Origin of the sequence: Sphingobium sp. (genome assembly GCF_003248505.1) — a bacterium.
Lineage (GTDB): Bacteria > Pseudomonadota > Alphaproteobacteria > Sphingomonadales > Sphingomonadaceae > Sphingobium.
The window spans coordinates 1-9,539 of sequence record NZ_QFOA01000095.1 but is presented as its reverse complement, the minus strand read 5'-3'; the positions used below and the strand labels follow the sequence as shown (position 1 = coordinate 9,539).

11 protein-coding genes and 1 pseudogene are annotated in these 9,539 nt (G+C 63.5%); 6 read left to right on the top strand and 6 right to left on the bottom strand.

Features of this window, described 5'->3' with window-relative positions; translation table 11 throughout:
* The 3 genes from DI606_RS18085 to DI606_RS18075 all read right to left on the bottom strand — a co-directional run.
* The coding region (locus DI606_RS18085) for an SDR family oxidoreductase (protein ID WP_293985286.1) at positions 1-702 on the bottom strand (702 nt) is incomplete at its 3' end.
* A 206-nt stretch (positions 703-908) separates the two neighbouring features.
* A complete protein-coding gene (locus tag DI606_RS18080) occupies positions 909-1,205 on the bottom strand; it encodes a putative quinol monooxygenase (RefSeq protein ID WP_293985285.1) in 297 nt (98 codons plus the stop codon).
* Between the two features lie 71 nt (positions 1,206-1,276).
* Positions 1,277-2,071, bottom strand: coding sequence for a type 1 glutamine amidotransferase domain-containing protein (locus tag DI606_RS18075; protein WP_047823883.1), 795 nt, complete (start codon positions 2,069-2,071; stop codon positions 1,277-1,279).
* Between the two features lie 114 nt (positions 2,072-2,185).
* Between DI606_RS18075 and DI606_RS18070 the strand changes: the two genes are divergently transcribed.
* Both DI606_RS18070 and DI606_RS18065 read left to right on the top strand, forming a co-directional pair.
* On the top strand, positions 2,186-3,121 hold the full coding sequence (locus DI606_RS18070; RefSeq protein WP_047820978.1) for a LysR substrate-binding domain-containing protein: 936 nt from the start codon (positions 2,186-2,188) through the stop codon (positions 3,119-3,121).
* A gap of 124 nt (positions 3,122-3,245) precedes the next feature.
* Positions 3,246-3,514: pseudogene (locus tag DI606_RS18065) on the top strand (Tn3 family transposase); the annotation flags it as partial.
* Here DI606_RS18065 and DI606_RS18060 read toward each other — a convergent pair.
* From DI606_RS18060 to DI606_RS18050, 3 genes are read right to left on the bottom strand one after another with little or no spacing between them, the layout of a single operon-like run.
* Positions 3,514-4,002: a nucleotidyl transferase AbiEii/AbiGii toxin family protein gene (locus tag DI606_RS18060; protein ID WP_237449853.1), complete on the bottom strand. Its 489-nt coding sequence runs from the start codon at positions 4,000-4,002 to the stop codon at positions 3,514-3,516. The pseudogene DI606_RS18065 and the gene DI606_RS18060 overlap by 1 nt on opposite strands.
* Entirely contained in the window at positions 3,999-4,121 is a 123-nt protein-coding gene (locus tag DI606_RS18055) for a hypothetical protein (protein WP_260181971.1), read from the bottom strand. The genes DI606_RS18060 and DI606_RS18055 overlap by 4 nt, the downstream gene beginning before the upstream one ends.
* Positions 4,114-4,707: a DUF6088 family protein gene (locus tag DI606_RS18050; protein WP_160987482.1), complete on the bottom strand. Its 594-nt coding sequence runs from the start codon at positions 4,705-4,707 to the stop codon at positions 4,114-4,116. The genes DI606_RS18055 and DI606_RS18050 overlap by 8 nt, the downstream gene beginning before the upstream one ends.
* Before the next feature lie 378 nt (positions 4,708-5,085).
* Here DI606_RS18050 and DI606_RS18045 point away from each other — a divergent pair, with 378 nt between their 5' ends.
* From DI606_RS18045 to DI606_RS18030, 4 genes are all read left to right on the top strand, one after another.
* Positions 5,086-5,820 carry an alpha/beta hydrolase gene (locus DI606_RS18045; protein ID WP_202408412.1) on the top strand — a complete coding sequence of 245 codons (735 nt, stop codon included), beginning with the start codon at positions 5,086-5,088 and terminating at the stop codon, positions 5,818-5,820.
* Entirely contained in the window at positions 5,813-6,943 is a 1,131-nt protein-coding gene (locus DI606_RS18040; protein WP_293985284.1) for a PAS domain-containing sensor histidine kinase, read from the top strand. The genes DI606_RS18045 and DI606_RS18040 overlap by 8 nt, the downstream gene beginning before the upstream one ends.
* A 179-nt stretch (positions 6,944-7,122) precedes the next feature.
* The gene (locus DI606_RS18035; protein ID WP_160987481.1) at positions 7,123-8,544 is read left to right on the top strand and encodes an IS1182 family transposase; all 1,422 of its coding nucleotides are present in this window, start codon (positions 7,123-7,125) and stop codon (positions 8,542-8,544) included.
* A gap of 161 nt (positions 8,545-8,705) precedes the next feature.
* Positions 8,706-9,482 (top strand): ArdC family protein, encoded by a 777-nt coding sequence (locus tag DI606_RS18030; protein WP_293985283.1) that lies wholly within the window; start codon positions 8,706-8,708, stop codon positions 9,480-9,482.
* The last annotated feature ends 57 nt before the right edge of the window (positions 9,483-9,539 follow it).

Below are 9,539 nucleotides of genomic sequence, written 5' to 3'. Positions count from 1 at the left end.
GACGTCGACGTCATCAGGTTGTTCGACAGCGAACGCGATAGCACGCGCCACCGATGCCGCCGGGATGGCCTGCTTGTAGAAGTCGAGCACCGTCTCGGCTGCCGTGCCAGACGTCGTGAACTTCAAATCGCTTTCGACAGCTCCAGGCTCGATCGACGTGACACGGACCTTTTCCCCCACCTCGTGGCGCAAGCCCTCGCTGATTGCGCTGACGGCGAACTTGGTGCCGGAGTAGACCGTGCCACCTGGTGCGAAGACCTTGATGCCCGCAACCGAGCTCAGGTTGATGATGTGGCCGCTGCCCTGCTCGAGAAAGCCGGGAAGGGCCGCCGCGATGCCGTAGAGCGTACCCTTCAGATTGACGTCGATCATCTGGTCCCACTCTTCGGTGTTGACCTCGGCCATCGGACGGATCGGCATCAGCCCGGCGTTGTTGATCAGCACGTCGAGGCGGCCGAAGTCGGCAATGATTGCGGCGACGACGGACTGGACCGCCGACTTGTCGGTGACGTCGAGCGCGTAGCTACGTGCCGTGCCGCCGTTTGCGGCGATGTCCGCGACGACCTCGTCGAGCCTGTCCTTGCGCCGCGCGGCGATGGCCACCTTCGCGCCGCGTTCAGCGAGAAGCCGAGCGGTTTCCGCGCCGATACCGGTGCTGCCGCCGGTGATGAGGACGACCTTGCCTTCGATACCTTTGGTCATGGCTGTGTTTCCTTCATTTCAGATGTTGATTTTTCGCCGGATCGCGGCTCCGCCCGAGCGGTAGCCGCGTGGATGAATGAGGCCCTAGAGACCCACGCGAAGCGCAAGTGCCAACAGGCTGATCATCCGCAACGCATCTGTGTCGAACGCCTGTACAAGCCGTGCCCAACCCGCCCATTCTTCAGGCTTGCCCATTCGCACCATCCTCAGGTTGCCGAGACAGGGTTGAGGACAAGCGCGGTGCGCTCGGCCAGATCGCCGATCCGAGAGAGGTAGTTCTGGAAGTGGGGCGTCGCGCGGTGGGCGGCGACCGCATCCGCGTCCGCGTACAGCTCGTCGAGGACGAAACGGTTCGGATCGTTCTGGTCCTGCCAGAGATCGTAGCGCAGATTGCCCGGTTCGGCACGGCTCGGCGTTAGCATAGCGTGGAGCAGAGCGCGCAGGCGGTCGACGGTATCCGCACGGGCGGTGAGGAGGGCGACGATCTTCACGTTGGCGGTCATGGCACCGGTCCTTGTCTTGGTCATATCCGTGGGAGGGCGCACCCTTAGCGCCCCGCCGGTCATCCTGGTGCTCACGCAGCTGCGCGGTCGAGGGCTTCGATCAACGCGTCGGCCATGGCCCGGTCCGACGCCGGATTCTGACCCGTTATCAGCTCACGGTCCACGACGACATTCGAAGCAAAGTTCTTGTCGGTGACCGATACGTTGCCACCGGCCGACCGCAGCGCCTTTTCCATGTCAAAGTAGAGCTCGCCCTTCAGCACTTGCTCCTCAGCGATCTTCTCCTCGCTCGCCGAAAAGACGGTCATGCGGTAGCCCGCGTAGATCCAGTCTCGCGCCAGGTCGGCCGCCCAGGCGTCATCGCCTTCCTCCAGCGCCTTGCGGAAGGCCGAAGCATCCTCGAGCGCGGCGACAACGACCACCGGTCCGTGGCAGAGGAGCGCGGTCGGCTTGGCCGCCGCGTGGAAGTGACGGAGGATCGTGCCCGCATCGCGGTCCACCATCAGGTCGACGATGGGCGCGTGACCTCCCGGCACGAACACGCCAGCAAAGCCGTCCAGACCCTCGTCGACGACCGATTTCAGCGTACGCACGTCGTTCATCGCCGGGTGGCTGGCAAAAAAGTATTTGGCGCGCTGGAATGCCGTCTCATCGCCGCCAAAATGATCAACCGAAACGGAGGCGGCGTCGATGTGCGGCTTGGCACCATTGGGCGTGGCGAGAACAATATCATAGCCGGCGTCGAGCAGAGCCAGCGCGGGGACCGCCGTCTCGTTGAGATACTGACCGACCGTCGCGGTACCGCCGCCACGCAGACCGAGTTGTGTCGCGTTCGACCCAAGAACGAGAACCTGACCCTTGCTCATCTGAACCTCCATGTGCGCGGTGTCCGTCGCCAATGGACGGGTAAGTGGGCCTCGTTGACATATTCTAGAAGTTTATCTTTCTGATTTCAGATATACGTCTGACAGGATGACTGCATGCGCTACGATCTGAACCTGCTGCCGATCTTCGTGGCGTTGATGGAGGAGCGCAGCGTCACCCGGGCTGCCGAGCGCATGGGTATGACGCAGCCCGCCCTGTCTAACGCCCTGTCGCGTCTACGACAGATGCTTCAGGACCAGCTGTTCGTCCGCGAGCGCTATGGCATCCAGCCGACCCCGATCGCGCTTGAACTCTCACCGCTGATCGCCGAGGCACTCGCGCAGCTCGACGACGCGGTCCTCGGTCAGCAGGCCTTCGACCCCGCACACGCCGAACGGCTCTTCACGATCGCGCCGAACGGCTATGTCGAGTTCGTCCTCGTCCCCGCTGTACTGGCGCGCCTGGAGAAGGTCGCGCCCGGCATAAAGCTCCGCCTGACGCCCTACGGCAACGATCTTGTGGAAACAGGCGTCGTGTCGGGCACGACGGCGCTCGTGCTGGGCCGCATCGTCGATCCGCCCGACAACCTCGTCGTCCAGCACCTGATGGACGAAGGGCTCGCCTGCGCCGTCCGCGCCGACCATCCGGCCATCGGCGATGCCATGACGCGCGAGCAGTTTGAGACGATGAAGCACGTCAACATCGTGCCGCCTGGCCGGATGCGCGCCGGGCTGTTCCAGGCGCTGGCGCAGCAGCAGCTTAAGCGCGACGTCGCGATTTCCGTGACCAATTTCTTCGCGGTAGCCGAGATGGTGGCGGTGACCGACTACTGCGCCACCCTGCCCTCGCTCATCTGCAGGCGGCTGATGCACGACCCCCGGCTGAAGATCCTGCCCGCCCCGGTCGACCTCGGCAGCTTTCCCGTGGAAATGGCCTGGCACGTCCGCTACCGGCACGATCCCGCACACCGCTGGCTACGGGCGCTGATCGGCGAGGTCATCACCGACTTCAAGGGCAAGACGGCAGCGACAGCCATGCCGTCGCCAGCGTGATGGACGTCTGTCGGCCGCGCGACGCCGGTTGACTTCCGTAAGCGCCCCTGAAGGCTGAGGTTCCTCTTGCGCATTTCCACCGACGCCATCTCACGAAGCGGCATCGGCTCACCGCGGGCGAAGAGATACCGTCGGCGCATCCGATCATGTGTTCGGCCTCATGCCATTCTTCGGCTACCGCTTCGCGACGCGCCTGCGCGGCCCGAGGGACCGGCGTCTGCATCTGCTGCCGGGCCAGGAAGCGCGGCTGCTGCTGGCCGCATGAGCGGCGATCCGGTCGCAATCGGGCATGTTGACGCCCATTGGGACGAACTGCTGCGTCTCATTATCTCGATCCGCAGCGGCACAGCCACCGCATCGGCGATGCTGCGCAGATTTTCCGCTTACCCACGTTAGAATGGACTGGCGCTGTCGGGATTAACAGGCCATCGATGAAGGCCTGAGGCATCGCAGACCACGTCGCGCAGATTGGCCGGCTCGCCCGTCGACCGCGCGCCGAACTCCAGCATCACGCTGGGGGCGACATAGCCCGATCCGGTTGAGGTCGGTTCGTAGTCGATAAACAGCCGATCACCTTCGACGCGGATCGTCGCCGCCAGACCTTCCGTTGCCAGGGCGTCGGCGATCACCGGCTGCACTACAGAGCCAACCCATTCCGGCAGCCGGCGACGAACCTCGCTGGACCAGCGCTTTTCCTCGCTTCGTGTTTTCGGCAGGCCCTCGCCATTGTCCCCGACCAGGTCAGGCGCGATGGCCCGGATGTCGTAGGTCAGATCCACATCTTCGGAAAACCGATGGATGACCTGATAGGCTTTCGACAGCGATGTGCCGCCCTTGAACACCAGATGCTCACCAAGCGGCGCCGCGTAGAGCGTGCTCAACGCCACACCACCCAGACGTCCTTTTCGAGCAGATGCGCGGGCCGCCCCGAACGATCAGCCGCGACGCCAAGGGCGTCGCGGCGATCCTGAGCCGAGAGGAGCAGGAAGGTTTCAGCCATAGGCCGCCTTCCCGACACTCTGCGCCAACCATGTCGGAAGCTGCGGCGCGGCCGCCACCAATTCGCCAAAGGCGCCAGGCGGCAGCTTTCGCTTCAATGTCCTGAGCGCAGTTTCGGCTTTCTCCGGGCCGAGCCAGGCCAAGGCCCGGACGGCCTCTCCCGCCGGCCGGTTGGCCATAGCCAGTTGCCAGCGCGGGGCATGGCGCAATTCCACGACCTGCTTGCCGAGATTCATCTTCCGGCTGCGCCCGGAGGTCAGATAGACCGAGCGAACCGGCACCTGCGTTGTCAGGCCAAGGGCGTTTGCGGCCGCCGCACCGTTCGAGACGATGGTCTCGCCACGCTGGCTGGCAAGGGCTTCCACAGCCTGTTCCACCGACGGCGCGCGCGTCCCAAATCGACTGGCGACGGGGCGGAGATAGACACCGCGCCCAGCCCGGATGAGTTGTTCGCGCTCGGCCAGACGCGACAAGGCCTGGTCCACCGCGGCGCGATTGCCGAGATGGAGCAGCCCCTTGGCGGACACAGAAGCGCCCTCGGGCAAACCCGCCATATGCGACAGAATCTGTTCGGTCAGCCGTGTCATCGTCTTTCTCCTGTCAGGAACATACGCAGTTTTCTGACAGTTTTCAAGGAAACAGGTCCGGGACGGAAAGCTGGGACAAGGGGGAAAGCCTTCCCCTGCGGTCGAGCCTCGGGTCTCGCCCGACCCCTTCTGCGGGGAGATCCCCCAGGCTGTGCAAAAACTAACTTTCACGACGAGTCGCCCGCGCCCGCTTCGGAGTCAGCTATGCCGTTCGCGCACCTATCGCAGTCGCCGGATAGCTCCCGATTGGTGTTCGAAAAAGCCGATCGCGGTATTGTCGCGTCGAGATGCTGGAGGGGTGGCCACACCTATGATAGCGTGGTGCTGATGGTACTAGGTCGAAACAATGTCCAAATCTCTGGGCAGGGGAACCGCGCGATGATGTTCGCGCACGGGTTCGGCTGCGACCAGCATATGTGGACCGCTGTTGCCCGGGCGTTCGAGGCTGATTTTCGCGTCGTGCTCTTCGATCATGTCGGTGCCGGACAATCCGACCTCGGTGCGTACGATGCCGCGAAATATGCGAGCCTGGATGGCTATGCTGACGATGTCGTCGAGATAGGCCGTGCGCTTGACCTCAGTGATGCCGTGTTCGTCGGGCACTCAGTCAGCGCCATGATCGGCGGCCTCGCCAGCGTTAAGGCACCGGGGATGTTCTCTGACTTGATCATGGTTGGCCCATCTCCACGCTATGTCGACGATGATGACTATGTCGGCGGCTTCAGCCACGCCCAGGTCGAGGAATTGCTCGAGTTCCTCGCCGACAATCACTTGGGTTGGTCGGCGGCCATGGCGCCGGTGATCATGGGCAATCCCGATCAGCCCGAACTCGGCGCGGCGCTTGAACAAAGCTTTTGTGCGACCGATCCTGAAATTGCGCGGCAATTCGCACGCGCGACTTTCTTCTCAGACAACCGTGCCGACTTGCCGAAGATCACAGCGCGCACGCTCGTGCTGCAATGTCGCGAGGATATCATCGCGCCGCCATGCGTCGGTGAATATGTTCACGCACAGGTTCCAGGCAGCAGATATACGCTGCTCGATGCGACCGGCCACTGTCCCAATCTGAGCGCCCCGGAGCAGGTAACGGCGGCGATCCGCGCTTTTGTCTAGCCCGGTTGCTGACGACGATCTCGCCGATCTGGTCGAGAATCTCCCGTGCGGCTATCTCTCGCTGTCGCCCGATGGCCGCGTGCTGCGGATCAACGCCACGCTTGCCGGTTGGCTCGCATCTGACGCCACGGCGCTCGTGGGCCAATCGATTCACGCGTTGCTAAGCTTCGGCGGGCGCATTGCCTACGAAACGCATCTCGCGCCGATGCTTCGACTGCAAGGCAAGGTCGATGAAATCGCGCTCGACCTGCTGAGGTCCGATGGCGGGAAGCTGCCAGTTATCGCGAACGCCACCGAAAAGCGCGCCAACGATGGTACGCATGTCCTGACGCGTGTCACTTTGTTCAAAGCTGTCGAGCGGCGAGCCTTTGAGCGGACGCTCGTCGATGCTCGAACAAAAGCCGAAGCGGCTGCCAGTGCCGAGCACGATGACGCGGTATTGCGCGAGCAGTTCATCGCAGTGCTCGGGCATGATCTGCGCAATCCGCTCGCGGCGCTGGATGCCGGGGTGCGCATGATCGGCGACAGGGAGACATTGAGCGACCGGGGCCGCTTTCTCATCACCGAGATGGCGAAAAGCGTGGGTCGTGCCGCTCAGTTGATCGATAACGTCCTCGACTTCGCGCGCGGCCGTCTGGGAAATGGGATCAGCCTTACGCGCAACGCGCAAGAACCGCTGGGCCCCGTCATCGAGCAGGTTGTAAACGAGATCCGCGTGGCGTCGCCGGAACGGCGCATCATCACGTCTCTGGCCATCGAAGAGAATGTCGATTGCGATCGGGCGCGTATCGCGCAACTCGCGTCCAACCTCATTGCCAATGCCGTCACTCATGGCGCCCCCGAAATCGCGATCGAAGTGTCGGCCCGCACAGAGGGCGGCAATTTTATCCTATGCGTCTCGAACGGCGGGGCGCCGATTCCGCCCGCCGCCCGCGCACAGTTGTTTCAGCCATTTTTTCGCGGGGCGGTGCGCCGGAGCCAACAAGGACTGGGGCTCGGCCTGTTCATCGTCAATGAGATCGCCAAGGCGCATGGCGGAACGATGGAGGTAATATCGTCCGACGCCATAACGCAGTTCGTGTTCTCGATGCCCCTGACTGACAGCCGTGATCGAAGCCAGTGATGGAGGCGCGGCAGCCAAATGCCCGACTATCGAGGCGCTCTGCCCAGAAACTTCAGGTGACCGATAACCACCCGATGCCGGAACCGCTCGACTCGACTCCTGAACGCCTGATCTGAATTGCCTGTCGGCCATCCGGCTGTCCGCTAAACTTCGAGATGTTGCGAGGGCGGGAGGTGCGCATGGGCTTCATTGAAGGCATGGATCGTGGGCAGGCTGCTCTCCTGCCACCTTGCGTTGATGACTACGTAGCGCCGGACGCTTTGGTCCGCGTGGTCGATGCCTTCGTCGCCAACCTCGATCTGGTCGACCTCGGGTTCGACCGCGCGATCAGCGCCGCTACCGGCAGACCTGGTTATCATCCGGCCGACATGCTCCGCCTCTACATATGGGGCTATCTCAATCAGGTGCGCTCGTCCCGCCTGCTAGAGCGCGCCTGCCATCGCGACCTCGAGGCGCTCTGGTTGTTGCGGCGGCTCACCCCGGACTACCGGACGATCGCCGCCTTCCGGCACGACAATCCCGAGGCGATCGTCGCCTCGAGCGCCGCGTTCGTCCAGTTTTGCCGGAGCCACGGCTTGATAGGCGGTCAGACGGTCGCCCTGGACGGCACGAAGATGCGAGCCGTTGCCAGCCCGAAAAATATTGCAGGCGCAGAGAGACTGGCGCGTGACCTTGCGCATACCGAGCGCGAGATCAGCTACTATCTGGATCGACTGGACACTATTGATGAGCAGGTAGAGCAAGGGTTCGGCGACAAGCCGGCCCACCGCGAAGCATTCGGGGGCGCCATTGCCGCGCTCCGGCAGCGTCGGGAACGCTTAGCCAAGCGCCAGCTCGAACTCGAAAAGCGCGAGGAGAAGGTTCTGGTCTTCGGCGAGCCGGAAGCCAGACCGATGGGCTACGGCCGCGCTCCGAAAATGCCTTCCTACAATCTTCAGAGCGTTGTCGATGTGGAAAGCGGCCTCATCATCCATCACGATGTTTTCAATGACGCAAACGACAGCCACCTCCTTCATCCAATGTCGACGGGCGCCAAGGGAGTGCTCGATGCCAAGAAACTCCATGTTCTGACAGATGGCGGCTATTCAAATGCTGAGGAAGTTGCCCGATGCGAGCGCGACGCGATCATGGTGTCAGCGCCGATCAAGCGCGGCGCCATGAACAGCGAACATTTCCGTCCCACTCAGTTCATCTATGACGACGTGAGCGACACGATCCGTTGCCCTGCCGGCGCAACGCTCCGACCATCGGGCAAGCACACACGCAATCGAGCGATCCGCTACCGAACGAGCGCGTGCAAGGCGTGCGCCATAAAATCGCAATGCACCCCCGGCGCCCAGCGCACGATCCATCGCCTGTTCGATCAGGCCGCCCTCGATCGAATGGAAGCCCGCATATATGCTGAACCAGATCTAATGAGGATCAGGCGCTGCACCGTCGAGCACCCCTTCGGCACAATCAAACGAATGTCAGGTGGCGGCAGATTCCTGACGCGCGGACTGAGAGCGGTGAAAGCGGAAGCGGCCCTGTCGATCCTAGCATTCAACGTTCTCCATGCCGTGAACGCCTTCGGGCACCGGAAAATGATCGGGACTGCCTGATCCGCTCGGCCCTTCGGGCCGATTTGTTGGCGGAGGCGTTGCAGAGTTTCTGCACAGCCTGCCCCGCAACGCCCCCCATAGAGTGAGAGTGCGGACGGGGTTTCCCGTGACGGGTTGAGGGCCGGAGAAGAGGTCTCCGGCGCCCGTCGCGGAGAACCGCGATGTTCAGGAAAAACCACGGCGCCCGCGCCAGTTCAGGCCGGGCGAGCCTCTATGACGACATCACCGACAAGATCATCGCTGAGCTTGAGGCGGGCCGCGCGCCCTGGGTCCAGCCATGGGGATCGGCCGCGGCCAAGGCGCCGCTCGCCATGCCCCGAAACGCTGCGACCGGACGGCACTATTCCGGCATCAACGTGCTCATCCTCTGGGGGGCGGTGATCCAGCACGGCTTCCCCGGCCAGAGTTGGCTCACCTTCCGCCAGGCGCTGTCGCTGGGCGGCAATGTCCGCAAGGGCGAGCACGGCACGACCGTCGTCTATGCCGACCGCTTCACGCCGGAGGACGAGAAGAGCCGAGCCCACGAGACCGGCGAGGACGCCGCCGCGATTCCCTTCCTCAAGCGCTTCACCGTCTTCAGCGCCGCGCAATGCGACGGCCTGCCGGACAACATCGCCGCCATCGCTCCACCGCCGCCGCCTGGCCTCATCGAGCCGCGCGTCGAGGCTCTGATCGAAGCGACGGGCATCGATTTCCGCATCGGCGGCGATCGCGCCTTCTATGTGCCGGCGCACGACTATGTGCAGGTGCCGCCGCCGCAGGCCTATTTCGAGCCGATCAACTGGCACCGCACGGCCCTGCACGAACTCGGGCACGCCAGCGGCCATGCCTCCCGGCTCGGTCGCGACCTGACCGGCGGCTTCGGCACGAAGAAATACGCCTTCGAGGAGCTGGTGGCCTTATCTGGACAGTCTGCGCCGTCCGCAACATTGCAGTAAGGTCGGCGATGGACGCCCACGGTAGGCAGTAATCAGGCTGGCCGTAGCGCTGACCCA

Bases quoted from the DNA above. Each gene is read 5' to 3' on its own strand.
- DI606_RS18080 (WP_293985285.1), bottom strand. From the start codon at position 1,205: ATGACCGCCAACGTGAAGATCGTCGCCCTCCTCACCGCCCGTGCGGAT.
- DI606_RS18045 (WP_202408412.1), top strand. From the start codon at position 5,086: ATGATGTTCGCGCACGGGTTCGGCTGCGACCAGCATATGTGGACCGCT.
- DI606_RS18030 (WP_293985283.1), top strand. From the start codon at position 8,706: ATGTTCAGGAAAAACCACGGCGCCCGCGCCAGTTCAGGCCGGGCGAGC.
- DI606_RS18075 (WP_047823883.1), bottom strand. From the start codon at position 2,071: ATGAGCAAGGGTCAGGTTCTCGTTCTTGGGTCGAACGCGACACAACTC.
- DI606_RS18070 (WP_047820978.1), top strand. From the start codon at position 2,186: ATGCGCTACGATCTGAACCTGCTGCCGATCTTCGTGGCGTTGATGGAG.
- DI606_RS18055 (WP_260181971.1), bottom strand. From the start codon at position 4,121: ATGGCTGAAACCTTCCTGCTCCTCTCGGCTCAGGATCGCCGCGACGCC.
- DI606_RS18035 (WP_160987481.1), top strand. From the start codon at position 7,123: ATGGGCTTCATTGAAGGCATGGATCGTGGGCAGGCTGCTCTCCTGCCA.
- DI606_RS18050 (WP_160987482.1), bottom strand. From the start codon at position 4,707: ATGACACGGCTGACCGAACAGATTCTGTCGCATATGGCGGGTTTGCCC.